This window comes from Agreia sp. VKM Ac-1783, from assembly GCF_900177765.1.
Classification (GTDB): Bacteria; Actinomycetota; Actinomycetes; order Actinomycetales; family Microbacteriaceae; genus Agreia.
On the sequence record NZ_FXWI01000004.1, the window covers coordinates 1 to 23,091 of the forward strand.

Here is a 23,091-nt window from a genome sequence, read left to right on the forward strand (position 1 = left end):
GCCACCAAGCTGCTGTCAACTGTCGGACCACGTCCGCTTCTGATCGTCGGCCCGCTCATCTCCGCTGCAGGCCTCGCCTATCTCAGCCTGATCACCGCCGACGGATCGTACTTCGTGCAGGTGATGCCCGCGCTGATCGTCGTGGGAATCGGCATGGCAATGATTTTCGTCCCGCTGCAGAACCTCGCACTCACGGGCGTCGCGCCACAGGATGCGGGCGCCGCTTCGGCAACCCTGAACTCGGCTCTGCAGATCGGCGGGTCCATCGGCCTGTCAGTATTCACGGCGCTCTACGCGTCGACCGTCGCCGGCTACGACGGCGGCGGGACGCAGCTCGACGCATTCACGAGCGGCTACTCCGTGGCCTTCATCGCAGCGGCCATCGGACTCGTGCTGGCGTCGATCATCGCAGCAGTTTTCATCCGCGGCACGAAGTCCGAACTGCTCCCCCAGGGCTCCGACGCTGGGTCCGCGGCCCCCGTGCTCGCGCATTAACAACTGAGCTGATCAGAAAGCAAGAAGACGGGCCCAACGCCAAGTGGCGACGTTGGCCGTCTTCTTGCTTTCCAACAAGTGTTGCTTGCAAGCATCTTTTCCGCACCGGCCAGGTCCCTACTCTGAGGTCTCCATACCGCAGATGGCCGAACTAACGCGTCGAACCGGAAGTAGAGATCCGCCACCCCCGGAAGCAGCAGAACCTTCGCAGGCTCTGCTGCGAAACGATCGCCGCGTCGGTTCCTCTACACTTACGCGGGGACGGATGCTGGCGCAGCCCCGGAGGTGTCGGTAAGCCGGCTGATTGCTTCCTGCCATGGCAATACAGTCGCGAACGCAGCGCCCATGATGTTCAGCGAAGCCTCATGCTGGCCCGGCGCACCTGCAACACAGTCGGATGCGACGATCATGTCGAAGTCACGCATGTAGCCGGACCGAACCGTCGACTCCACGCAGATCGAGGTGACAGTTCCCGTAACGAGCACGCTCGAGACATCGAGCGTGCGCAGTACCTGCTCCAGAGGCGTATTCAAGAAGGCGTCGTAGCGATTCTTGTCGATCACCGCATCACCTTCTTCGGGGGTCAAGTCCGAGTGGATGTCCGCGTCCCAACTGCCACGCTCGAGCAACTCGAAGTTCGGCGGGAGGAAGCCCTCCATGCGCATCGGAAGATCGACCATTCCGGGTCGGAAAACGCTCCGGGTGTAGATGACCGGCAGACCGGCTGCGCGAGCTGCCCTGATCACGGCGGCGTTTTCGGCAATCACCGAGCCGATGTTGGACATTCCCATGCCGAGGCTCGGCAGCGAGCCATCGGGGTGGACAAAGCCGTTCTGCATATCTATGACGACCAGTGCGCTGGACATTGAGTCTCCTTGCGAGGTAAGCGAGGCGGTCACGTAGAACGCGGCCGCGCGGCCGTGGATGGCCTACGCCGCGGCGCGTTAGACCCACGATTCGATACAAATGATCGAGAGTGCCTCCCTGCCAGACCCAATTCGAGTCGACAGGCGCCCTCGCCGAGGACGACCTCAGATAATCAAGTTCTCGAAACAAATACATATCCGTCTTGTTACCGGAATGTAAATTCATCTCCCCCCGACCAATAACGACAATCGCAAGTAATGCCCAGCTGGCCGGTCGAGTGCGCGTCGACCGCTAGGGCTGACCCCCAAACAGGGGCTCACAGACAACTCCCAGCAAAATAACGTTTTGGTAACTAGCGCTCCGTTACTCAACCGTTATATGGTTCTAGAGCGTTAGTTGTTTGCTGTGGCAAGTAACGCGGAATGTGATTGCAGGACACTCTTGGTGCAAGGGAAGAAAGCCCGTCGTTAGCCTCTACGACGGGCTTTCTGTCTGTCTGCGAACGCTCCAGACCTAACCGGATGTCAACCCGCCCCTGCTATTTCGGAGATTCCTCCGTGGCCGCCCTAATGTGGAGCCACGAGAGGAACTCCATGACTAAGCCAGCCTCCCCCGTCGAAGCCTGGGAGTCGCTTTTCCGCGCTCAAGTCGCGGTGATGCGACAGATCGCCTCGGAGTTCCCCTCCGACGTCATATCGCTGAACGAATACGACGTTCTCTTCACCCTGACCCGCAGCGAGAACCGAACCCTGCGCATCCGCGAACTCAACGAGAACGTGCTGCTCACCCAGCCGAGCATCTCGCGCCTCGTCGATCGCCTGGCCGCGCGCGGTCTCGTCACGAAGCTCACCGATCCGAACGACGGCCGGGGAACCCTGGTCGCGCTCACCGACGCCGGATTCGCTCTCTTCCGCGACGCCGCCCGCATTCACGGCCGCTCCATCACGACCCGCATGAACACCGCCCTCTCCCCCGACGAGCTCACAGACCTCGCGCGCCTCACCGGCAAGCTCTACGACAGCGTCACCGCCAGATGAGCGCCCCCAGCATCGTCTGGTTTCGCGACGATCTGCGGGTCGCAGACAACCCCGCCCTGCACGAGGCCGCCCAGCGTGGCGAGCCGGTCGTGTGCCTCTACATCCTGGATGACGCCAGCTCCGGCCTCAGGCCGCTGGGCGGCGCGGCCCGCTGGTGGCTGCACCACAGCCTCGAATCGCTCGGCTCGTCGCTGCGCGACATCGGCCTCGAGCTCACGCTTCGTCGCGGAGCGGCCGCCGACGTCATCGATTCCGTCGTGGCCGACGCCGGCGCGGGCGCCGTCTTCTGGAACCGTCGCTACGGCGAGGCCGAACGAACCGTGGATGCCGGCATCAAGGCAGCGCTGCGGGCTGCGGGCGTCGAGGCGCGAAGCTCGCAGGCGTCGCTGATGTTCGAGCCCTGGACCGTTCTCACCGGGCAGGGCGCTCCCTATCGCGTCTTCACGCCGTTCTACCGGTCGTGCCTAGCGCAACCCGAGCCGCGGCATCCGCTGCCCGTCGACGACGACGTGACGGCTTTCACCGGTGTTGCCGGCGACGATCTCGCCGACTGGAACCTGCTGCCCACAACCCCCGACTGGGCCGGCGGGCTGCGCGAGGCGTGGACCCCCGGCGAGAAGACCGCACTCGAGAGGCTGCGCGCGTTCCTGGCCGACGAACTCTCGTCGTATGTGGCCGAGCAGGATCTGCCGGCGCAGGATGCGACATCCGGTCTCTCGCCGTATCTGCGCTGGGGCGAGATCAGCCCGTTCCAGGTGTGGCACGAGACCCGCTCGTTCGTCGCCTCGCTCGACAGGCGCACCTCGGAGGGCGCCCGAGCCGCCGACGGGGCGAGCGCGTTTCTGCGCCAACTCGTGTGGCGCGAGTTCTCGTACCACCTGCTGTTCCACTGGCCGCAGATCACGCATTCGAACATGAGGCCCGCCTTCGACGACTTCCCGTGGGCCGAGCCGACCGACGTCGTGATGGAGGCGTGGCAGATGGGTCGCACGGGCATCCCGCTCGTCGACGCGGGCATGCGCGAGCTGTGGCAGACCGGCATCATGCACAACCGGGTGCGCATGGTGGTGGCCTCGTTCCTCGTGAAGAACCTGCGCATCGACTGGCGCGAGGGCGAGAGGTGGTTCTGGGACACCCTGGTCGACGCAGACCCCGCGGCCAACGCGGTGAACTGGCAGTGGGTGGCGGGCTCAGGGGTCGACGCGGCACCGTACTTCCGCGTGTTCAATCCCGAATTGCAGGCCTCCAAATTCGACCCGCACCGCGAGTACATCCGCCGCTTCGTTCCCGACATCGATGCCGAGACCTATCCGCCGCCGCTCGTCGATCTGAAAGAGTCGCGCAAGGCGGCGCTGGATGCGTACGCGTCGATCTCGAAAGACCGTGCGTTGGGCGAGCCGGGCGGCTCGGGCGACTAGATCCCTTCGCCCGGCACGATCGTCGAGTCGATGCTGCGGTTCAGCGCCTGTGCGTCGGCGTCGAGGTCGCGAAGCTGTTGCTGCAAGTCTCCGAGCCGCGTCGTCTTGTCGTTGATAGCCGTCCTGCGTGTCTCGAGCTCGGTGTCGCGAGCGATGAGAGCGGCCTTGTCGGCGTCGAAGCCGGCGGGATCGCTCGAGTACCCATAGGCCTGGTTCTTGGCGATGAAGGCGTCGATGTCGGCGTTGAGCTGGGTCTGGTCGGCGTTGAACGTCGCGGTGTCTGATTCGATCTCGTCTGCGAGCGCAAGGATCTGGTTCGACAGGTCGGTCGTCTGCTGCTCGAGATCGCTGAACACCTTCATGTACGAGGCGTGCAGGTCGACGACGACGCTGCGGTCGTCGAAGTAGCGCTTGTAGTACGTCTCGAGCTCGGGATCGAGATCGGCGAACTCGGTGCCGACGATCGAGTGCAGCTCGGTGATGCGGGTGCCGGGCTGCGAGACCGCGTACGCGTCCATCCTGTCTGCGAGCTCCGGATCGTCGCCGTGCTCCTCGTAGGCCTTCTCGAGCAAGTCGCCCAGACGATCCTGCGACTTCTTGTCGAGGCGATCGAAGGCCGCGTGCAGCATCTCGTGCGCCGCCGTGACCTCGCGCAGCCCGTCGAGGCGCTCTTCGGTGACATCGTAGAGGTGGATGGTCTCGCCCGTGTAGCACCCGAGGAGGAACTGCTCAGGCCGGATTCCGCAGGCCGTGTTGAACTCGTTTGCCGTGTTCAGCTCGGGATGACTCGTGTAGAAGATGAAGGTGCCGACGTCGTTCAGATCGGCACGCTTGACCAGCGACGAGATGTCGTCGCTCGGGCTGTAGTCGGCGACGGACTGGCGGTCGGCGATCAGTCGAGCATTGGCCATGTAGTAGACGCCTCCCGAGACGGGGAGCGCGATCGAGAGCACCGCGGCCACTCCGACCATCAGGTACTGCCACCAGCTCATTCCGCGCGTGCGTGGGGGTCGCGTGCGTGGGGGCTTGGGTGATCCGGATGCGTATGGCTGCGGTGATGGCGAGGGAAACTGTTGGGCCTGCTGCGGCGGATACGACGGCTGCTGCTGCTGGGGAAACTGCTGCGCCGGCATCGGGGGAACCTGTGGTCGACCTGCTTCGCCGCCCCGCTCGGGGCCGGTCGGATACGGGGGAAGACTCACGGAGGTTCCTAACACTCGACACAATCCTGCTGACCAGACTAGCGGGGAGCGGATTTGGCGAGAGAGAGGTCCGAATAGACTTGAGGGCGATCGCAAGACGAGGAGCACGATGAGCACACGCTGGACACGCGTCGCTCGCGGCACGCTCGCTGCAGGGTTCTCGACGTTTGTGGCCGCCTTCTCGCACGCCGCCGCCGGGGGCAGCGCGCCCAGCATCGCGGCGCTCTCGCTGGCCCTCGCCTTCTCGACCATGATCTGCGTGGCACTCGCCGGGCGCGGCCTCTCGTACTGGCGCATCGGCGCATCGGTCGCCGTGAGCCAGGTCTTCTTCCACACGCTCTTCAGCCTCATCGCCACGCCCGCGGCACAGACGCTCGACACCGCCCGGGGCGCGCACAGCGGCCACGATATGGCCGCCATGTTCGCACCGAGCGGCCCCGCGGCATCCAGCGCTCTCGCGATCACCGTCGATGTCGCCATGGTGGCAGGCCACGTGTTCGCGGCAGTCGCCACCTTCGCCGCGATCATCTGGGGTGAGCGCGCTGTTCGTGGCCTGTGTGCCGCCGCGGTCCTGCGTGCGACCCGCCTCACAGCCCTCCTTCTTCCGGCGCCCACCTTCGCTCCGCGCGCGATCCGCCTCGGTCGGGTGCACCGCATCGACGCCCCGGCCATGCTTGCCGTGCTGCGCGCATCCCTCTGGCACCGCGGCCCACCGCTCTTCGCCTGACCTCTCCTCTTTCTTCTCGGCCCGGCACCCGCCCGCGCATCGAGACATTTTCGCGCACCCCGCGCATCCACTTCGCCGGAGTATCCGCGCCATCGAGGCGCCCTCCGCACTCTTCTCAAGGACCCGTCATGAAGAAATCCACCTCGCTCACCCTCGCCTCGACCGGCCTCGGCCTCGGCGTTCTGCTGGCCGTCGCTGTGCCCCTCTCGGCAAGCGCTCACGTGAGCGTCACCCCCGCAGCGACCGCCGCCGGTTCGTACACGGTGCTCACCTTCGCCGTTCCGCACGGATGCGACGGGTCGGCCACGACGTCGATCACGATCGACGTGCCCGAGTCGATCCCGTCGGTGACGCCCACGATCAACCCCAACTGGGACGTGTCGAAGGTCATGGCCCCGCTTGCCACGCCCACGACGAATTCTCATGGCGCGACGGCGACGGAGCGCGTCGGGCAGGTCGTCTACACCGCGAAGACTCCGCTGGCCGATGGCTACCGTGACACCTTCGCGCTCTCGCTGCAGCTGCCTGCCGACGCCGCCGGCACCACCCTCGACTTCCCCGTTCTGCAGACCTGCGAGACCGGGTCGACGAACTGGAACGAGATTCCGGCCGACGGGGCCGACGAGGACTCGGTCGAGCATCCTGCGCCCAGCATCGCCGTGACCGAGGCCGTGGCCACCGAGGCCGATGGTGACCCCATGAACGCGGCCTCAGCTTCGTCGGATGCGTCGGGCTCGGCTTCGAACGCGGCCTCCGGTTCGTCGGACGACGTGCTGGCACGCGTTCTGGGCATCGGCGGACTCGTCGTGGGTGCCGTCGGCGTCGTCATCGCCGTCGTCGCCACTCGTCGCTCGCGGGCGGCTTAGGCTCATGCGCATCGTTTCGTCGAGACTGTCGCGTGGCGTGACCGTGGCGATCGGCGCGCTTGCGCTGCTCGGAACGGGCGCGCTGACCGTCGGCGCGATCGGTCAGCTTCCGGCGGCGTCGGCGCACAACTACCTCGTGTCGTCGACCCCGGAAGCGGGATCCGTGCTCACCGTCCTGCCGAGTGACTTCGTCATCACGACGAACGATGTGCTGCTCGACTTCGGCGGCGAGAACACCGGATCGGCCGGAGCCCTCGAGGTTCAAGGCCCGGACGGCCTGTTCTACGGCGACGGATGCGTGACCGTTGCGGGACCCTCGATCTCGACGGCGGCCGCTCTTGGTCCTGCCGGTGACTACACGGTGCTCTGGCGTGTCGTCTCGACCGACGGGCATCCGGTCTCGAATAAGTTCTCGTTCACCTGGCAGCCGGATGCGGGGCAGCCGGCCTCGACCGGCTCCGCGACCGCACCCGTTTGCCCGACGGCGGCCGACAGCGCTGGCGACAGTGCATCGGCCGGCTCCGACTCCTCGTCGGTCGCAGCGACGTCGGACGACGAGTTCGTCTCGGTGCTGACATGGAGCGGCGGAGCTCTCGCCGCTGTCGCGGTGGCCGTCGGCGTGACTCTGTTCATCCTGCGGCGACCGAAGCTGGGAGCGGGCTCCGGAAGTGATTCACGCTCTTCGGGCGATATCTAGCCCTGCCACGAATCGGAGCTCTCACCGAGACTGGTGAGAGCTTCGATTCGCAGACTTCGCGAAAGGAGCGAAGAAAGAGCAGGAATAGCGTGATTGCACATAGCACCGCCTCGCCGACTCAACAGACCGTATCGCTGGTCAAACTCTCGCCGACAGAATGGCGAGTCTCCGATCCTCGTGTCTCAGCTCACGACGCCGCGTCACTGCTCGGGTTCATCGAAGCCCGCGGATCCGTCTTCGAGGTGACTCTTGTGAATCGTGGCGTCGCATCCCATACCGCCCGCAGCCTTGACGACGCGCTGGAACTCTTCGCGTCGAGTCATAATTCGGGCTCTGTCTCGCCTAATGTGGGAGGATCATCGCGCGCAGCGGCGCAGTAAGGCACGAGGGGACATCATGGGAAAGTTGCTATACGGTGACTCCGACATCGAGATCGAGTTCGACGACCGGGCGCTGACGCACCTGCAGATCGTGATCGGCTCGAAGCTGCGTCGTGGAGAAAGCTTCTTCTTCTCGTGGAAAGACGATCCGGCCATCGGTGACGGACGCTCGAGCATCTGGCTCGACAAGTCGATTCCGCTCTACTTCAAGTTCTTCGGCGGCAAGATGCCCACGCTGAACCGCGAGTGGCTCGAGATTCTCACGTCATCGGCAAACAGTGGCCAGGGGCTCATCTTCTCCGAAGAGCCGAACGGCGCGACGAATCCGCCCCGAGGGCACGTCTAAACGCTGCGGTTCGAGGGCGTAGCGCATTCCCCCCAGACACGCCCAACACCCCCTTAACAGGGGGACTTTAAACCTGTTGTTTACACGCGCGTCTCCTTGATGTCGCACGTTGTCCCTTGGATGGGTGGATACCACTCGTCATCCGAACAAGGGATCTCCATGACCCGAACGCACCATCGCCGTCTCAGAGCCGGCCTGGCACTCGCTGCCGGATTCGCGCTCGCTACCGCCCCGATGATCACTGCGCCGGCCTCTGCGGCCAGCACCGGTGTCATCATCAACGAGGCGTACGTGAACGGCGGATCAGTCGGCGCGAGCTACGTCAATAAGTTCGTCGAGCTCTACAACCCGACCGACAGCGCTGTCGATCTGAGCACGATGTCGCTGCAGTACCGCGCCGCGGGCAATCCGAACGACCCCACCGGCGTCCTCCCACTGACCGGATCCATCGCCGCCGGTGGGCACTACCTCATTCAAGGCACGAGCAATGCCGCGAACGGAGCAGCCCTGCCGACCCCCGACGCCACGGCCGGGTTCTCGTTCGCCGGCGGAGGAGGAACCCTGTTCCTCGCGAATCAGACGACCGCGCTCACCGCGCCGGCCACCGGGTCCCTCGTGAACAACCCGGCCGTCGTCGACCTTCTGGGCTACGGCTCGTCGAACACCTTCGAGGGCGCCGCGGCTCCGACGCCGTCTGTGACCACCTCGTTGACCCGCGTCAGTGCCATCGACAGCGACGTGAACTCGGCAGACTTCGCCGACGTTGCCCCAACCCCCGAGAACAGCGGTCAAGAACCGGAGGTACCTTCAGGTCCGCCGGTCAGCGCCACGATCGCCGACATCCAGGGCACGACGAATACGAGTCCTCTCGCCGGGCAGACCGTCATCACCCGCGGAGTCGTCACCGCCAGTTACCCCTCCGGGGGCTTCAACGGCTACGTCATCCAAACTCCGGGAACCGGGGGCGCGCTCGACCTGGCCACGCACACGGCATCCGACGGCCTGTTCGTCTACTCGTCGGCGACAGTGCCGCAGGCCCCCATCGGCACATACGTCGAGGTCACCGGCACCGCATCCGAACATGACGGCCTGACCGAGGTGACGGTCGCATCCGGTGGCCTGACCGTGCTGACCGACACCGTGACGCCGCCCGCGCCCGCCACCGTCGCTGTCCCCACCGACGCCGCCCAGCGCGAATCCCTCGAGAGCATGCTGATCGCCCCCGCGGGTGACTACACGGTGACCGACAACTACGACACGAACTTCTTCGGGTCGGTGGTGCTCGTAGCGGGATCCGAGCCGCTGACGACACCGACGTCGGTGACCGAGCCGGGCAGCGACGAGTATCGAGCGCTCCAGGCGGCGAATACCGCGGCCAAGGTGACCCTCGACGACGGAGCGAGCACGAACTTCAGCAGTGCGGCGAACACGGCGAAGCCGCTGCCGTATCTGACCATCGAGAATCCGGTGCGTATCGGTGCAGCAGTGACATTCACTCGCCCGGTCGTGCTCGACTACCGCTTCGACGCGTGGAGCCTGCAACCGACCCAGGAGCTGACTCCGTCGAACGCGGCCGACGTGCAGCCCGCGACCTTCGAGAACACGCGCAAGCCCACTCCCGCTGCGGTCGGGGGCGACGCGACCGTCGCCTCGTTCAACGTACTGAATTACTTCTCGACCACGGGCGACGAGCTCACCGGATGCTCGTTCTACACCGATCGGTCGGGCGATCCAGTGACGGTGAACAAGGGCTGCGACGCCCGCGGCGCCGCAGAGCAGGAGGACCTCGAGCGGCAGCAGGCCAAGATCGTCTCGGCCATCAATGCGCTCGACGCCGATGTCGTCTCTCTCGAGGAGATCGAGAACTCGGCCCGCTTCGGAGAGCCACGCGACGCGTCGCTCGCCCAGCTGACGGCAGCCCTCAATGCCGCGTCCGGGGCGGACACATGGGCGTTCGTGCCCTCGCCCTCGGCGATTCCGGCCGATGAAGACGTGATTCGCACGGCGTTCATCTACAAACCGGCCGTCATCAAGACCGTCGGCGCCTCAGTGATCCTCGACGACCCGGCGTTCGTCAACGCCCGCGATCCGCTGTCGCAGGTGTTCGCTCTCGCCGACGGCGACGACGCCAGCCAGTTCATGGTGATCGTGAACCACTTCAAGTCGAAGAGTTCGGGAACAGGCGCGGACGCGAATCAGAACGACGGGCAGAGCGGATCGAACGCATCACGAGTCCGGCAAGCCAATGCCCTCGTGACCTTCGCCGCTGCACGCAAAGCCGAGACAGGCATCGACCGCGTGCTGCTGAGCGGCGACTTCAACGCCTACGAGAAAGAGGACCCGATCGACGTGATCCTCTCGGCCGGTTACACCGACATCGGCGAGGCGACGGGCAAGAAGAGCTACGCGTTCGAGGGCGAAGTCGGCTCGCTCGATCACGTGTTCGCATCGAGCGCGGCTGCGGCGGATGTGACGGGTACGGACATCTGGAACATCAACTCGGTCGAGTCGATCGCCCTGGAGTACAGCCGCTACAACTACAACGCGCTCGACCTCTACCGGGCCGACCCCTACCGCTCGAGTGACCACGATCCGGTGGTCGTCGGATTGGCGCTGCGCGGAGACGCGTCGGCCGGTCCGAGCGATCCGGGCTCGCCGGCAGCAGCCGCTCCGACCCGCCTCGCGGCCACAGGAGCCGACGCTTCACTCGCGCTGTTCGCGGCGTTGGCGCTCCTCGTACTGGGAGCGACGTTCGGTCGCGTAGCTCGGCGTCGTGGCACCGGGGCGCCGATCGACTAGCGGCGCGACGACCGAGGCCATCCACGCGCCGATCGAGTAGCGGCGCGACGAAGAAGCCCAATCACGCGTTGATCGAGTAGCGGCGCGACGAAGGAGCCCGCGTATCGAGATCACTGTCAGCAGTGGTCTCGATACGGCCGTGGCCGGCCTACTCGACCGGCGCAGTGGGCAGCACCAGGGCTAGTCCTTGAGACGCTCCACCAGAATGGCGCGGCTCATGCGTGAGTACCCGACGACTCCCTTGGCTTTCGCCTGAGCGCGCAGCTCGACGAGGGTCGGCGGCTTGGTCGACGCGACGGCCGCGGTCTTCGGTGCCGCCTTGGCGGTTGATGCCTTCGGTGCGGATGCTTTCGGTAGATCGAGTCCACGCTTCGTCGCCGGAGGTGCCGACGCGATGGGCGGCGCGGCCACCTTCTTCGCGGCGGTCTCGGGCTTCTTCGCTGCCGGCTTCTTCGCGGCAGGCTCGGCTGTCTTCGGCGCGGCCTTCTTGGCCTCTGCCTCGGCATCCTTCACGACGTTCTCGAGGTCACGGCCGACCTTCTCGGCCTGCTTGCGCAACTCCTTCGAACGCTCGCTCGCCGCCTTGCGCGCCTTCTTCACCGCGGTCTCCGCGGCAGCGATCGCCTCGCGCGCCGCCTTCTCGAGCTTCTTCTCGATGTTCTTCGCGGTCTTCGATACGGTCTTCGATGCGGTCTTCTCGGTCGACTTCTTCGTCGCCTTCGAGGTCGACTTCTTCGTCTTCTTGTCAGCCATGATGGCCCCCTTCTCTCCCACGACGCTGGCGCGTCGGATCTACAGAGTGGCAGTACTCAGTGAGAAAGTACCGAACCGTGCTTTCGACACACGACGACACCCTGCCGACTGGGCAGAATGCGCCTATGGATGCTCGCTCGCACCGACGGGAAGTGCACAGTCGAGCGGACAGCAGTCGTCAGCTCGGGAGCGGCGGTGGGTCGTCGAGGAAGTCGCCCGTAGGTGTGAAGTACAGCGACCCTGTGACCGCTGTCGAGAAGTCGAGAATGCGGTCGTAGTTTCCCTCGGGGTCGCCGACGAACATGTTCTTCAGCATGCGCTCCGTGACCGCGGGCGTCTTCGCGTAGCCGATGAAGTACGTGCCGAACTCGGCCTCTCCGACCCGGCCGAACGGCATGTTGTCGCGCACGATCTTCAGTTCGTTGCCATCGGCATCCGTCAGCACGGTCAAGACCGTGTGGGCATTCGGGGCCTTCTTCTCTTCGGCCTGCTCGACGTTGTTGGCTTTGCCTCGACCGATCGCCTGCTCCTGCTGCTCGACCGTGAGCGTGTTCCACGCGGTGAGGTTGTGCAGGTACTTCTGCACGACCACGTAGCTTCCGCCCACGAACTGGGGCTCGTCGTCGCGCACGATCACGTTCTTCACGGCGAGGGCGCCTGTCGGATTCTCGGTACCGTCGACGAAGCCGAGCAGGTCGCGCTCCTCGAAGTACTTGAACCCGTGCACCTCGTCGACGACGGCGGACATCCCCCCGAACCGCTCGACGAGGAGGCTCGCCAGCTCGAAGCAGAGGTCCATGCCCTTGGCACGGATGTGAAACAGGACGTCGCCCGGCGTGGAGACAGACGAGTGCACCGCTCCGTGGAACTCAGGCAGGACGTGCAGCTCTGTGGGCCGGGGGCCGTCGAAGAGCCGCGACCAGGCATCCGAGCCGATAGAGGTGATGCAGGTGAGCACGCCGTCGGGAACACGAAAGCCCACCGAACGAACGAGGCCGGAGATATCGCCGAGTGCGTCGTGCACGAGCTGCTCTCCGCCAGGGGCGATCGTCAGCACGAGGAAGATGGCGGAATCGCTCAGTGGATTGAGGATGGCTTGGGATGCGGCGAGCGGCTCGCCGTCGACAAGATCGGTCACATCTGAACGCTACTGGAGAGGCGGGCCGACTCCGCTAGACGCGCGTCGCAATCCACGCCGGACGAGACCCGAGCGCCGGCGTCACGCGACCTCACCGCTAGCGTCACGCGACCTCGTCGACGGGACCCGTCGCATCCAACGGGTGCGCGATCTCGTCGCGCGGCATGCGGGCGATGAGCAGGGCGGCGACGGCGAAGAAGACGGGCACGATCCCCGCGACGAGGAACGTGGGCATCAGGCCCACCGCTTCGCCGACAGGGCCCGCGAGCGCCATCGACACCGGCATGAGCGCGAGCGACACGAAGAAATCGAGGCTCGACACCCGCCCCAGCAGGTGGCGCGGAACACGGCGCTGCAGCAGCGTTCCCCAGATCACCTGGCCGGCAGAGCCGGTGAACCCCACGATGAAGACGGCGGCGGCCATGACCCAGAGTTCTGTCGTGAACCCGATGATCCCCAGGGGAACCGAGCCGATGCCCCAGGAGAGCACCATGACGGTGAGGTAGCGGCGCGGCAGGCGGCGAGACGCGACGACGATCGAGCCGATAGCGCCACCGATGCCGAAGGCCGCGAGCACGAGGGCGAACGAGCCGGCTCCTCCCCCGGTCTGGTCACGCACGGCGAACGGCAGCAGCACCTCGATCGGGCCGAGCAGCACCAGCACCCAGCCGAACGCGAACAGCAGGGTCGCGAACAGCCACGGGGTGCGCACCATGTACACGACGCCCTCGCGCATGTCGCGGTAGACAGAGACGAGCGGATGCGCGGCGTCGGCCGAGCGGTCGCGCACGACGGGCACGCTGCGCATGAGGCTGAGGCCCACGAGCGCCAGAACGTGAACGACGACGATCACGACGAAGGCGAGGGGCGGGCCACCGACCGCGATGAGTCCGGCCGCGAGTGCTGGGCCGGCGGCCTGCATCGCAGCGGGGCGAAGCACTCCCTCGATGCCGTTCGCCGCGAGCAGGTCGTCGGCCGGAAGAAGCGAGGGCAGGATCGCGGAGTACGCCGGGTAGAAGAATCCCTCGCCGATGCCCAGCAGAGCCGCCGCGACGACGAGATGCCAGAGTTCGAGCGAACCGGTGAGCGCGAGCACGGCGATGCTGGCCATGCTCACGAGCTTGATGCCCTCGATGCCCACCAGAATCAGTCGCTGCGGCACCCGGTCGGCGACGACTCCGCCGATCAGAGTGGCGCCGACCATGCCGATGCTCGTGGCAGTCGCCGTGATCGAGAGCTGCAGAGGGCCTCCGCCGAGCTCGATGACCTGCCACACGAGGGCCACCAGCCACATGCCTCCGCCGAACAGCGACAGCGTGAGCGCGCCGAAGAGCAGCCGGTATTGACCGGTCGCGAAGGGCCGCACGGCGCGGGGAAGCTGTGCCATGCCTCTACGCTACGGTCACCCAGCGACGATACGAGACACTGGATGCATGGCCTCCCTTCGTACGTTCACGCCCGAGAGACTCTTCCGCGTCTTCGCCCTGCTCGAGACGATCACCTGGACACTGCTCATCGTCGGCATGATCCTGAAGTACGCGGTGGGGGTCGGCGACTGGCCCGTGTCGATCGCTGGGTTCATCCACGGACTGATCTTCATCGCGTACGCGCTGCAGGCCGGCGTCGTGGCCGTGAACCAGCGGTGGCACCTCGGCATGGCGACCCTCGCCGTCGCATCCGCCGTCGTGCCCTACGCCACGATCCCGACCGAGCGCTGGCTGGCCCGCCGCGGCAACCTCGAGGGCGGATGGCGCACGGAAGCGACAAGCGACCCCCGAGACGCGCGCCCGCTCGATCGCGTGTTCCGCTGGGCGATCCAGCGGCCTATCCCGCTGGCGGGCGGCCTGTTCGTTGCACTCGTCGTGATCATGACCACGCTGCTGATGATCGGCCCTCCAGGCGGCAAGGCCTGAGCAGCAGCGGCGACGCGCTCGTATCCAGGAAAACTGCTCTGGTTTGGACGACTTCGCACGCGACGACCCGGTTCTGCCTGACTAAGAGCGCCGCTGACCGCTTGATCAGAGTTTCGGTTCGTCGGTTCCATCCGCGATGAGCAACTCGATCTTGACTTCTTGTACCCGCCTGTAGCTCTGAAGGGCCGCCGTCGCCGCCAGTATCAGGCGTCCGAGGAGGACCAGAAGGACGATGGCACCGATGAAAAGCGCCACCATGAACGCGAGGTACGGGATCTGGAACCAGTCGTTGTAGAACATTTACTCGACGATAGTTCGCCGCCCGATGAGACTTCCACTCCCACTGCGATCGCTGCAGTGATCGATGCCGCTTGCCCGTATTCAGGAAAAGCGCCCCAATCCCCGTCACTTCGCACGCGACGAGCCTGTTCTTCCTGAAATAGAGCGCCCGAGCGGAGAGCGCGCGGGCAGAGAAAAAGCCCCCGACTCCGTAGAGTCGGGGGCTGATGGTGTTGTGCGCCCTAAGGGATTCGAACCCCTGGCCTTCTGATCCGTAGAAAGGTTCGGGCCATGCGCCGACGTTCATATTGCCGTTCTCACGAGGGTTGCTCTGCTCCCCCGCTCTCGCTGGATCTCCTAGGACGGCGCTAGGTTGCTGTCACGGTTGCTGTCAGAGGACGCTGGGCATGAGTGGCGCGCACCATCCTCCGGTCGATCTTGAGTGGGTGGTTGCTCAGCGCCGACGTGACCAAAACCACACCCGAGATTGCCTTCGGTATGGAGCATCCGACTACGAGCTGGCCCAGCGCTGGTGGGAACCGCACCTGGTCTACGTGCTGCGCGTTCATGCTGAGGGTCTTTACAAAGTGGGCCTCACTCGCCACGACAGCCGAAGGATTCGGGATCTCACCGCTCGTGGCCGAGCCGATGTCGTGGATTTCTTATTGATGGCAAATCGTCACGCAGCTCGACTCCTGGAAATCGTAGTGCTCAATGCAACCGACTCCGCTCGACGATTCGCCGACAGGATGAATCAGCACCACGGCCAGACCGAACATTGGGACGGTTCCTTGTCACCCCTGGCGCTGGAGCCGATCGCCGCAGCGTTATCGCTCGACGAGCACCTCGTATATTGGTCGGTCACGCTGCCATCGAAAACCAGCCGAGAGCCATGAGACTTGACCGAAGTCGATATCCTTAGGAAGCGGACTCGCCCCACGCTCGTGGATCGGCGGGTCTTGCTGTTTAACCAGTCAACTCGAACAGGGTCGAACGAGGAGCGCCCGGACCGGAGCGAAGCGAGGACCGGACGCACCGCAGCTCGGCCCCGCCGGGCTTGCCCGGCGCTTGAATGAGTAAAGAAAGTTCTCACAGCTCTGGAGGCCTACTGGGCAAGGCGAGGTTGGGGTAGCCGTTCGTCGGAATGCTTTCGGGAACCTGCCGGACTTGCAACGGTGTGTATTGTTCTCTCCGGGAGGGAGTATGGGGCTGCGATTAGCAGGAAGCGTGGTGCATTCAGGTCCGCTCTATCAGAATCGCTCCGACATCATCGATTTTCGCAACCTAGAGCTCATTCGCCCTGCATCTCTAACGACAGCAGCCATCGAAATTGACCGTTTGTTAAGCGAAGGTCGCCAGCCCAGGTTTATTGCTCCGTCTTCGCACGCCTCAGCACTGGCACTCGTGGACAGGGGGTTCGCAAGCTTTCTTGATTCGAGGTCTGTACTTCACTCGCTGCCCATGTGGGCCATGAAGCCGGACACACTCGACGTAACCAGTTTCGGGGTGGAAAACAATGTAGAGAATCTGGCGTTGCGTCTCCATGAATGGGGTGCTGAAAGAGATGCCGACCTAGCTGCGGCTCTCTATATCTGTCTCTGCGAGGCCGGCGACAATATTCTGTTTCATTCAGGTCGAGCCTCAGGTTATTTTGCAGCCGAATTAGACGAGACGGACACCCTCCGATTCGCCATTGCAGATGGTGGAGTGGGAATGCGTACGTCCTTGGCCAGCCTGGGTCCCACTGATGACCTTGAAGCGCTGGACCTCGCAATGACCTCAGGCGTATCTGCAACTCAGGAAATTGGTCGAGGATTTGGCCTGGCAAGTATGTCGAGATACGTTCTGGAGAGGGGTGGAACCTTCGCAATCATGTCGGGATCAGCATTCCGGATCGAAGGTCCAGCCGGGCTAGTTCGTCGTTCTCTGTCAAATTCGGCGGCGGGCGTGCTCATTCAGGGAATCCTCCCTACCGGCAGGGAGATAGGTATTGAACCTGTTGATGCGACAAACAGCGGAGGTGACTCGAATGAGAAGTGATTATGTCCGGATATCACTCCCGAGGCTCGTCGGCACCCGATCGGCTGCAGGTCGAATACTGCACTCCGCGTCGGTCTCTGAGAACCTCGCAGGGCTGACCGTACTTATTGATGGCGGGATTGTCGTCGCATCTACTATCTCTTTCGCAGATGAGCTCTTGCGAGAGCTGAATCGACGCCGCGCTGAATCAATCGTTGTGCTGTCCGCCCCGCCCGAACTTGCCAGAGATATCGCGGATGTCTCGGATCGGCGGGGCTTTCTTAACGTGACGATCAATCCTGATCAGACGTCATTTCTCTTCTAAACGATCCACGAACCTTGGGGGTCGTAGTTGGTGCAGTTAATTCTTGGCCGAGATCTCCATTTCGCCGCACCCTGGGAGGCTTTCGATCTCGATGAGCTCCCACGGGAAGTCGAGATTGACCTGGGATCAGTTACGTTCGCCTTGCCTCATGGCATTGTTTCTCTCGCCTCCCTCATTGACTGGTTGACGCGGCAGGAAGTGGCGGTCTCAGTCCGCGCCCCAAGAAATCCCGACGTAGCCCGCTACATCACTCGCACTCATCTTCCTGAATTTATGAGTCAGCGTTTTGTCTCACATGACTTCCCGCAGATACGCGAGAGGGACCAGGGAATGAGAATGGTTGAACTCGTACCAGTAACTAATTCGGAATCCGTCGCTGGCCTCGCCGAGAGTGTCTTCTGGTTTGCGAAGGATCATGATGAAGAAACGGCGAAAAACCTTTACCGCGCTGTTTGCGAACTGGGCGAAAATATCCCTTCGCACGCTGGGACGGATATGGGTTTCCTGTTTGCCCAGTACTTTCCATACAAAAGGCGATACCAGTTTGCTCTTGCAGATTCGGGCGTAGGCCCCCTCGCGAAACTTGCAACGAGAGGCGCTTCGAGCCACGCACATGCTCTTACACTCGCTGTCACTCCCGGTGTAAGTTCATCCCGAGACGCAACTCGCGGTTATGGACTTTCTACCATTCGGGAAACGCTCATCAATATCGGTGGAAATTTGAATCTCGCTAGCGGAGATTCATTCGTTACATTCAACAGACACAACGTGGATGGCCGTTTTGCAAGTTTGGGCGGAGTGATCCGCGGATTGGTCGCTCACGGTGAAGTGATCGCACTCGCAAAATAATGAGCGTAAACTTCCCAGTTTCCGTAGCGCTTCGGTGTTAAACTAGTATTAGTCGATTCAGTAAGGGGACTTTGATGACTACCACGATTGTTCTTCCCCGACTCGTAGGGACTCGAAACGCTGCTTACAACTTAGTTGAGGATGCTTTCGCCGGAGACGTTGCCAGTGCAAAAGAGGTTGAAATTTCCGCGAGAGCAGTTTTGGCAGCTGCACCCTCTTTTGTCGATGCGCTAATCACCTCCCTTGACGAGCACGGAGTAAATTCGGTGACTCTTGTAGGGGCATCAAACGACCTTGTGACGGAGATGAAGCGCGCTGCCAGTAGGCACCCTGACCTCGCGATCAAAAGTAAGACGCGCGAGAAAGCTGCTGTCTAAGCGATACGGCCGCCGCATGGCAGCTACTTGGCGGGTATGCCCTTGGTGATTTTCTGGACGAGAGATATAAATTTCTCGTCCAATGACACGTAACTTGTTTCTTCATCCTTCGCAGAATACAGTTCGCCCGCAAGCACGAATAGGTCGACCAGAGTAAGCAAATTCTCATCGCCTATTTGGGCCACCGCGACCCGAGCCTCCGCCGAAACTTGTGCAATCCGTTCCTCATCATCATTTGTGGAAACGTGAGCGGCGGCACCAACGGTCGAAAAAAGTTGATATGCGGCTCCAAGCTTGACGAGGGCTTGATGACGGACGTCCCGGCGGAAAGTTTTACTGTTGCCCGACGATGTAAATGCGCTGGTAATCCATGCGCTAGCTGCACTTGAACCTGCTACGGCGACGACGACAGCCAACGCTATTTGCCAGATATCTGCGCCGAAGATCGCCGCGATGATTTCGTCCACGTGCGAAGGGTAGCAGGGTTACCGTTCGGTGCAGATACATTACTGCATGGATTCGAACCATCAGTTAGACGTGGTTGCGCGGCCCTCGTCCTCCAGTACCTCAAGCGCCGCTAACCTCTGGAGGGCAATGTCTCGGCGCTGTGCATCGCTGAGTATACGTTCTGGAAGTTCATCCGTTTCATACTCGGGTATGGGAATTCGGGCCGGAAGGCCTGTCAGCAAGGAGGAAGTCAAAGCGTTCCCGAGACTAAATCGGAACTCTTGCTCGCGAAATTGGACCTCATAATGAACCCCCGCACCTACCCATTCGTTGAACCCAATAAACGCCATGGCTATTTGCAGGACTGACTCGGCGTCGGAGACTTTAGTTGCCAAAAACCCCCGCTCATCTGCGAGGTCGGCAATCCAGATAAGAAACGAGGTCATCGGTATCAACTCTGACCGGCTGATTACTGCCGTCAGAGTTTCATTTCGGATCGTTTGCAGCCATAGAGACGCCATTTCGCGGTAGACGGTGCGAACCTCTTCGACTGCTCCTCTCATCTGCCTCCGCGCCAAGTAGGCACTATAGGTCAACTGTTCGAAGCCGTATCGGTGGACAAGCTCGGAAGTTTGAACAACTTTCCCGTGAAGAGCCAGGAATATTTCGCGGTTGAGCCATCCCTCTAATCCTGCGCCTCGGGCGTCAGCAACCAATGACGTTTCTGCAAGGGATGATCGGACATTGCCGACGAAGTTAAGCACGTGAGTTGAAGGGAGGGCCTGCGCGTTGCGCATTCGGTTAACGGCCTCAAGCGCCAATGCCGCCCGATCTTCATCCTCGCCCGTGACGATGTCCTGAAGCTGATCAACTTCTTCTGTCCAGGAATCGCCGGACTCAAGCACTCTTAATGCGCGACCGATCATCCGGTCACTTACATCGTCCTGGGACACGCCGATTAGAAAATAGCGTTCGAAAAATCGGGAACTATGCATTCTCCATTCCCGCATCGCGAATGCAGCAGGTAAATCGACTGGAGCAAATAGGAATCTCAATGCATTTTGAGCTGGTTCCAACTCTCCCCGATCCAGGAGACTCGCCACGAGATCATCTCGTTGATTTTGAGCCTCAGAGCTGGCGTTTCCTCTCCAGCCAAAGTATTCCTCCGGATGAAGTCTTATGTGGTCCCAGAGACGGTGATGCGTCACACGAATCCATGTAATCGCAATAAAGTCGAGGACATCGACTTCAGCTCCTTGAACCAAGGTTTTGAGGCTAACGATCTGTTCTCTGAGCCGATGTGCAGCGCGCGGGGTCTCTAGCCCGTTAGCCAGGATCGCTATCAACTCTTCCAGCTGGTCGACATAGCCATAACGGCTTGAATCGCGAACAGCCGGCGTGACCAATTCCTCAACTATGTCTCGACTCCAACGCCGTCGCACCACCTTAGGTACGGGTGGCAACTCAAAGGGATATTGAACAATTTTCTCGGTGTAGTCAGAGCTATAGCCCCCTGAGCCAGCTCTAGATAGCAACTGTTCGATGGTGTTTTGGTCATATGCAAGCAAGTAGTGAACGTTCGTGAATCGGCCTACCAGACGAATAACTCGGAACAGTCCTCGAAGTTCATCTGCATCGAGCCGGTCGACATCGTCGACAACTACAAGCACGCGAGTTCCCTGATCTTCGATGTCCTGACTTAACTGGCCAAATTCGACGTGCCAAGGTGGCCGCGCAGCCATATCTGACAAGACCTTGTCGAGTAGTTTTGATGCCGCAGAGCCCACCGACGGAATCAGATTCAACGCTGGCGTGCCATAACGCGAATATTCGACCAAACGCTTTCGAAGCGACTTCGCTTTGGGAAAAGCCGCGGCGAGCGTGGCTACGAACTCGCTCGTGAGCATTGTGCTGTCCGATACCGACCACGGACTGAAATCTACGACTGTCCATTCCTTGTCGAGGTGAACCTTGATCTTGGCGAGCAAATTCGATTTTCCGCTTCCCCACGGCCCAACTACTCCGAAAACAGTCGAACCCTGTCCTTGCACACAGGCATCGATCCTTGAACTAATTACTTTCGCGAAGTCCGATCGTCCATCGATCTCGAAAGTGCTGCGAGGATCGTCGCTCCACGGCTCAATGGCGCTCGGTACATAGGTCATGCGCCCAGTAAATCAGGCAGCTCAACGATTCAGCCGCTAGAGCACGGTTGTGATCGCACCTGTTGTTCGGCCCTTGGATAAACCCGCTGGGGCCATGAATGTGCGCATGGAGGGCGGGAGGTCATTCGTTCCGAGACCATCCGAGATGGCCGGACAGCGGGCCAACATGACGACCTCTTGAACTACGTTCCGGGATCGTTCGACGACCTCGAAGCTGCCTTCCTCGATGACCTGATCGACGACGAGATCTACTCGATCATCCTCGAGGACCTGGAAGCACAGCAACGCCAAGATCGGAGCGACAATGCCCGATTTCGAGACCGTGTCCACCCACGTTGCTGTCACGGTTGCTGTCAAAACCAGTTTTGCCCCATCGGGCACCCGGCACGCCGCCGGGAGCCTTCTTATTGAAACCCGCCAGGATTCGCGTCTTTGCAGGGCAAACAAAAAAGCGACCCGCTTTCGCGAGTCGCTTTCTGTTGTGCGCCCTAAGGGATTCGAACCCCTGGCCTTCTGTTCTGTAGCTGATCCGGGAGCGCTTGCGCCGTATCTCGCGGCGTTCGCTCTCGTGCGTGCGGCCATTCGGGGGGTCAGCGCGTGAGGGCCTGGGGACTCCCGCTCGCCTTCGCTGCGGTCGTCGTCTTTGCCATCCTGATCTTCTCCGGTGCACACATGAGCGGGCCTCCCACAGTGCCCTCGCCCGAGCATCCATCGCTGACGGAGGTTCATGGTGGTTGAGACACGGAGTGCCAAGCGTAGGGACGCGGTGTCTCATCTGTCGCGCACGGTGGATGTATGCATTCACATCTATCGGCCCCAGACACCCGGCCACACGCAATGACTCCGGGGTGGATCGCGGCCATTGCCGACTACCTGCACGCACAAGCCAGTGTCGGCGCGCCTAAGCCGACCGTCGACTCGCGACGGTCGCACTTGCAGCACCTCGCCCGACGCATCCACTCCGAGCCGTGGGTGTTGACCGCTGATGAACTCGTGCAGTGGTGCGGTTCCCAGAAGTGGGCGCAAGAGACCCGGCGCGGGCGGCGCACCACGTTCCGGAGCTTCTACGCGTGGGCGGTCGAGACCGGTCGATGCGAGGCGAATCCTGCCCTTGCTCTCGGGAAGGTCAAGCCCGGTCAGCCGAGGCCCCGCCCGATCCCAGAAGAGCTATTCGAGGCGGCGCTGCTCAAGGCCGACCAGCGAATGCGCCTCGTGCTGCGGCTCGCTCACGATGCCGGGATGCGCCGAGGCGAGATCGCCGTCGTGCACTCGGATGACCTCGTGGAGGACTTCATTGGCTGGACCCTCATCGTCCACGGCAAAGGCAACAAGGATCGCCCCGTGCCCCTGACTCGTCGGCTCGCGTTCGAGCTTCGTGCCCTCGGCTACGGGTATGCGTTCCCGGGCGACGATGACGGCCACCTGTCGCCTCGATGGGTCGGCAAGCTCGCGACGAACCTCCTCCCGGGCAAGTGGACACTGCACACGCTGCGGCACAGCTTCGCCTCGCGGACCTATGCCGTCGACCGTGACGTGTTCGCCGTGCAAGACCTCCTAGGCCATTCGTCGCCCGCGACGACGCGACGCTATGTCGTCGTGCCGAATGACGCGCTGCGACGCACGGTCGATGCCGCTGCTGGCGAGTCCGTTCGAGCGTTCGGAGCGGGGCGCTGGGAGCGTCAAGGCGAGGTTGACAGTCAATCGATGGGGATGAGGGCTTAGGTCATGGCCGTTGAAACCGAGGAATACCTGTCGATGCTGCGGCGCATGATCCGGGCCGGGGGTCGGCGTGTTGCTCAAGCTGATGAGCCGGAACTGGCTGCGCTGATGAGTCTTCGGGCCGAGCTTGACGACGCTATCGTGACCGCTGTCACGGGCCAGCGCGCCGAGCTTGAACGGTCGTGGGCGTGGGTAGGGTCGGCGCTGGGAATCACGCGGCAGGCGGCGCAACAGAGGTACGGGAAGTAACGACGAACAGCCCCGGGAGCGTGA

General features: G+C 62.7%; 24 protein-coding genes and 1 pseudogene. 16 read left to right on the top strand and 9 right to left on the bottom strand.

Translation table 11 applies throughout. The features are described 5' to 3' along the window. Nucleotides 1–495, top strand: a pseudogene (locus tag CCK87_RS14105) (MFS transporter); the annotation flags it as partial. A gap of 251 nt (nt 496–746) precedes the next feature. Here CCK87_RS14105 and CCK87_RS14110 read toward each other — a convergent pair. Beyond that, nucleotides 747–1,361, bottom strand: a complete 615-nt coding sequence (locus CCK87_RS14110) for an isochorismatase family cysteine hydrolase (protein WP_086462068.1) — start codon at nt 1,359–1,361, stop codon at nt 747–749. Nucleotides 1,362–1,955: 594 nt separating this feature from the next. Between CCK87_RS14110 and CCK87_RS14115 the strand changes: the two genes are divergently transcribed. Both CCK87_RS14115 and CCK87_RS14120 read left to right on the top strand, forming a co-directional pair. After that, entirely contained in the window at nt 1,956–2,399 is a 444-nt protein-coding gene (locus CCK87_RS14115) for a MarR family transcriptional regulator (protein ID WP_086462069.1), read from the top strand. Beyond that, the gene (locus tag CCK87_RS14120) at nt 2,396–3,817 is read left to right on the top strand and encodes a deoxyribodipyrimidine photo-lyase (protein ID WP_086462070.1); all 1,422 of its coding nucleotides are present in this window, start codon (nt 2,396–2,398) and stop codon (nt 3,815–3,817) included. The genes CCK87_RS14115 and CCK87_RS14120 overlap by 4 nt, the downstream gene beginning before the upstream one ends. On the opposite strand, the gene CCK87_RS14125 is transcribed toward CCK87_RS14120, so the two are convergent. Next, nucleotides 3,814–5,019, bottom strand: coding sequence for a hypothetical protein (locus CCK87_RS14125; protein WP_140162867.1), 1,206 nt, complete (start codon nt 5,017–5,019; stop codon nt 3,814–3,816). The genes CCK87_RS14120 and CCK87_RS14125 overlap by 4 nt on opposite strands. 109 nt (nt 5,020–5,128) lie before the next feature. Between CCK87_RS14125 and CCK87_RS14130 the strand changes: the two genes are divergently transcribed. The 3 genes from CCK87_RS14130 to CCK87_RS14140 all read left to right on the top strand — a co-directional run bounded on the left by CCK87_RS14130 (nt 5,129) and on the right by CCK87_RS14140 (nt 7,309). Continuing rightward, the gene (locus CCK87_RS14130; RefSeq protein WP_086462072.1) at nt 5,129–5,746 is read left to right on the top strand and encodes a hypothetical protein; all 618 of its coding nucleotides are present in this window, start codon (nt 5,129–5,131) and stop codon (nt 5,744–5,746) included. Nucleotides 5,747–5,874: 128 nt separating this feature from the next. Continuing rightward, nucleotides 5,875–6,612: a YcnI family protein gene (locus CCK87_RS14135; RefSeq protein WP_086462073.1), complete on the top strand. Its 738-nt coding sequence runs from the start codon at nt 5,875–5,877 to the stop codon at nt 6,610–6,612. 4 nt (nt 6,613–6,616) lie between these two features. Next, nucleotides 6,617–7,309 (top strand): copper resistance CopC family protein, encoded by a 693-nt coding sequence (locus CCK87_RS14140; protein ID WP_170927298.1) that lies wholly within the window; start codon nt 6,617–6,619, stop codon nt 7,307–7,309. Between the two features lie 200 nt (nt 7,310–7,509). On the opposite strand, the gene CCK87_RS18655 is transcribed toward CCK87_RS14140, so the two are convergent. After that, nucleotides 7,510–7,632 carry a hypothetical protein gene (locus CCK87_RS18655; protein WP_283160438.1) on the bottom strand — a complete coding sequence of 41 codons (123 nt, stop codon included), beginning with the start codon at nt 7,630–7,632 and terminating at the stop codon, nt 7,510–7,512. A 73-nt stretch (nt 7,633–7,705) separates the two neighbouring features. Here CCK87_RS18655 and CCK87_RS14145 point away from each other — a divergent pair, with 73 nt between their 5' ends. Together CCK87_RS14145 and CCK87_RS14150 are read left to right on the top strand one after the other, a co-directional pair. Next, on the top strand, nt 7,706–8,035 hold the full coding sequence (locus CCK87_RS14145) for a hypothetical protein (protein ID WP_044442452.1): 330 nt from the start codon (nt 7,706–7,708) through the stop codon (nt 8,033–8,035). A gap of 159 nt (nt 8,036–8,194) precedes the next feature. Continuing rightward, nucleotides 8,195–10,834 (top strand): ExeM/NucH family extracellular endonuclease, encoded by a 2,640-nt coding sequence (locus CCK87_RS14150; RefSeq protein WP_086462075.1) that lies wholly within the window; start codon nt 8,195–8,197, stop codon nt 10,832–10,834. Nucleotides 10,835–11,014: 180 nt separating this feature from the next. Here the strand turns inward: CCK87_RS14150 and CCK87_RS14155 are convergent, their stop codons facing one another. From CCK87_RS14155 to CCK87_RS14165, 3 genes are all read right to left on the bottom strand, one after another. Then, on the bottom strand, nt 11,015–11,587 hold the full coding sequence (locus tag CCK87_RS14155; protein WP_140162868.1) for a hypothetical protein: 573 nt from the start codon (nt 11,585–11,587) through the stop codon (nt 11,015–11,017). A 178-nt stretch (nt 11,588–11,765) separates the two neighbouring features. After that, nucleotides 11,766–12,725, bottom strand: coding sequence for a Dyp-type peroxidase (locus CCK87_RS14160; protein ID WP_086462077.1), 960 nt, complete (start codon nt 12,723–12,725; stop codon nt 11,766–11,768). A gap of 103 nt (nt 12,726–12,828) precedes the next feature. Continuing rightward, entirely contained in the window at nt 12,829–14,112 is a 1,284-nt protein-coding gene (locus CCK87_RS14165; protein ID WP_086462078.1) for an MFS transporter, read from the bottom strand. A gap of 46 nt (nt 14,113–14,158) precedes the next feature. Between CCK87_RS14165 and CCK87_RS14170 the strand changes: the two genes are divergently transcribed. Further along, nucleotides 14,159–14,638 carry a DUF3817 domain-containing protein gene (locus CCK87_RS14170; RefSeq protein ID WP_086462079.1) on the top strand — a complete coding sequence of 160 codons (480 nt, stop codon included), beginning with the start codon at nt 14,159–14,161 and terminating at the stop codon, nt 14,636–14,638. A gap of 105 nt (nt 14,639–14,743) precedes the next feature. On the opposite strand, the gene CCK87_RS14175 is transcribed toward CCK87_RS14170, so the two are convergent. Then, nucleotides 14,744–14,938 (bottom strand): hypothetical protein, encoded by a 195-nt coding sequence (locus tag CCK87_RS14175; protein WP_086462080.1) that lies wholly within the window; start codon nt 14,936–14,938, stop codon nt 14,744–14,746. Nucleotides 14,939–15,324: 386 nt separating this feature from the next. On the opposite strand from CCK87_RS14175, the gene CCK87_RS18100 reads away from it, so the two are divergent. The 4 genes from CCK87_RS18100 to CCK87_RS18115 all read left to right on the top strand — a co-directional run bounded on the left by CCK87_RS18100 (nt 15,325) and on the right by CCK87_RS18115 (nt 18,487). Further along, nucleotides 15,325–15,813 (top strand): hypothetical protein, encoded by a 489-nt coding sequence (locus tag CCK87_RS18100; RefSeq protein WP_140162869.1) that lies wholly within the window; start codon nt 15,325–15,327, stop codon nt 15,811–15,813. Nucleotides 15,814–16,144: 331 nt separating this feature from the next. After that, entirely contained in the window at nt 16,145–16,957 is an 813-nt protein-coding gene (locus tag CCK87_RS18105; protein WP_140162870.1) for an ATP-binding protein, read from the top strand. A 334-nt stretch (nt 16,958–17,291) separates the two neighbouring features. Then, nucleotides 17,292–18,110, top strand: a complete 819-nt coding sequence (locus CCK87_RS18110; protein WP_140162871.1) for a hypothetical protein — start codon at nt 17,292–17,294, stop codon at nt 18,108–18,110. Nucleotides 18,111–18,184: 74 nt separating this feature from the next. Next, on the top strand, nt 18,185–18,487 hold the full coding sequence (locus CCK87_RS18115) for a hypothetical protein (RefSeq protein WP_140162872.1): 303 nt from the start codon (nt 18,185–18,187) through the stop codon (nt 18,485–18,487). A gap of 23 nt (nt 18,488–18,510) precedes the next feature. Here the strand turns inward: CCK87_RS18115 and CCK87_RS14190 are convergent, their stop codons facing one another. Both CCK87_RS14190 and CCK87_RS14195 read right to left on the bottom strand, forming a co-directional pair. After that, on the bottom strand, nt 18,511–18,954 hold the full coding sequence (locus CCK87_RS14190; RefSeq protein WP_086462083.1) for a hypothetical protein: 444 nt from the start codon (nt 18,952–18,954) through the stop codon (nt 18,511–18,513). Nucleotides 18,955–19,014: 60 nt separating this feature from the next. Further along, nucleotides 19,015–21,099: a P-loop NTPase fold protein gene (locus tag CCK87_RS14195; RefSeq protein WP_086462084.1), complete on the bottom strand. Its 2,085-nt coding sequence runs from the start codon at nt 21,097–21,099 to the stop codon at nt 19,015–19,017. Between the two features lie 304 nt (nt 21,100–21,403). On the opposite strand from CCK87_RS14195, the gene CCK87_RS18360 reads away from it, so the two are divergent. The 3 genes from CCK87_RS18360 (at nt 21,404) to CCK87_RS14210 (ending at nt 23,067) form a co-directional block, all read left to right on the top strand. After that, nucleotides 21,404–21,700: a hypothetical protein gene (locus CCK87_RS18360; RefSeq protein ID WP_170927299.1), complete on the top strand. Its 297-nt coding sequence runs from the start codon at nt 21,404–21,406 to the stop codon at nt 21,698–21,700. Nucleotides 21,701–21,894: 194 nt separating this feature from the next. After that, complete coding sequence (locus CCK87_RS14205; protein ID WP_212638243.1) at nt 21,895–22,821, top strand: tyrosine-type recombinase/integrase; 927 nt, start codon at nt 21,895–21,897, stop codon at nt 22,819–22,821. A gap of 3 nt (nt 22,822–22,824) precedes the next feature. Beyond that, nucleotides 22,825–23,067, top strand: a complete 243-nt coding sequence (locus tag CCK87_RS14210) for a hypothetical protein (protein ID WP_086462087.1) — start codon at nt 22,825–22,827, stop codon at nt 23,065–23,067. The last annotated feature ends 24 nt before the right edge of the window (nt 23,068–23,091 follow it).

Bases quoted from the DNA above. Each gene is read 5' to 3' on its own strand.
- CCK87_RS14135 (WP_086462073.1), top strand. From the start codon at position 5,875: ATGAAGAAATCCACCTCGCTCACCCTCGCCTCGACCGGCCTCGGCCTC.
- CCK87_RS18115 (WP_140162872.1), top strand. From the start codon at position 18,185: ATGACTACCACGATTGTTCTTCCCCGACTCGTAGGGACTCGAAACGCT.
- CCK87_RS18655 (WP_283160438.1), bottom strand. From the start codon at position 7,632: ATGACTCGACGCGAAGAGTTCCAGCGCGTCGTCAAGGCTGCGGGCGGT.
- CCK87_RS14195 (WP_086462084.1), bottom strand. From the start codon at position 21,099: ATGACCTATGTACCGAGCGCCATTGAGCCGTGGAGCGACGATCCTCGC.
- CCK87_RS14155 (WP_140162868.1), bottom strand. From the start codon at position 11,587: ATGGCTGACAAGAAGACGAAGAAGTCGACCTCGAAGGCGACGAAGAAG.
- CCK87_RS14210 (WP_086462087.1), top strand. From the start codon at position 22,825: ATGGCCGTTGAAACCGAGGAATACCTGTCGATGCTGCGGCGCATGATC.
- CCK87_RS14115 (WP_086462069.1), top strand. From the start codon at position 1,956: ATGACTAAGCCAGCCTCCCCCGTCGAAGCCTGGGAGTCGCTTTTCCGC.
- CCK87_RS14130 (WP_086462072.1), top strand. From the start codon at position 5,129: ATGAGCACACGCTGGACACGCGTCGCTCGCGGCACGCTCGCTGCAGGG.
- CCK87_RS18100 (WP_140162869.1), top strand. From the start codon at position 15,325: ATGAGTGGCGCGCACCATCCTCCGGTCGATCTTGAGTGGGTGGTTGCT.
- CCK87_RS14165 (WP_086462078.1), bottom strand. From the start codon at position 14,112: ATGGCACAGCTTCCCCGCGCCGTGCGGCCCTTCGCGACCGGTCAATAC.
- CCK87_RS14205 (WP_212638243.1), top strand. From the start codon at position 21,895: ATGCATTCACATCTATCGGCCCCAGACACCCGGCCACACGCAATGACT.
- CCK87_RS14175 (WP_086462080.1), bottom strand. From the start codon at position 14,938: ATGTTCTACAACGACTGGTTCCAGATCCCGTACCTCGCGTTCATGGTG.
- CCK87_RS14110 (WP_086462068.1), bottom strand. From the start codon at position 1,361: ATGTCCAGCGCACTGGTCGTCATAGATATGCAGAACGGCTTTGTCCAC.
- CCK87_RS18360 (WP_170927299.1), top strand. From the start codon at position 21,404: ATGCCCGATTTCGAGACCGTGTCCACCCACGTTGCTGTCACGGTTGCT.
- CCK87_RS14170 (WP_086462079.1), top strand. From the start codon at position 14,159: ATGGCCTCCCTTCGTACGTTCACGCCCGAGAGACTCTTCCGCGTCTTC.
- CCK87_RS14140 (WP_170927298.1), top strand. From the start codon at position 6,617: ATGCGCATCGTTTCGTCGAGACTGTCGCGTGGCGTGACCGTGGCGATC.
- CCK87_RS14145 (WP_044442452.1), top strand. From the start codon at position 7,706: ATGGGAAAGTTGCTATACGGTGACTCCGACATCGAGATCGAGTTCGAC.
- CCK87_RS14150 (WP_086462075.1), top strand. From the start codon at position 8,195: ATGACCCGAACGCACCATCGCCGTCTCAGAGCCGGCCTGGCACTCGCT.
- CCK87_RS14120 (WP_086462070.1), top strand. From the start codon at position 2,396: ATGAGCGCCCCCAGCATCGTCTGGTTTCGCGACGATCTGCGGGTCGCA.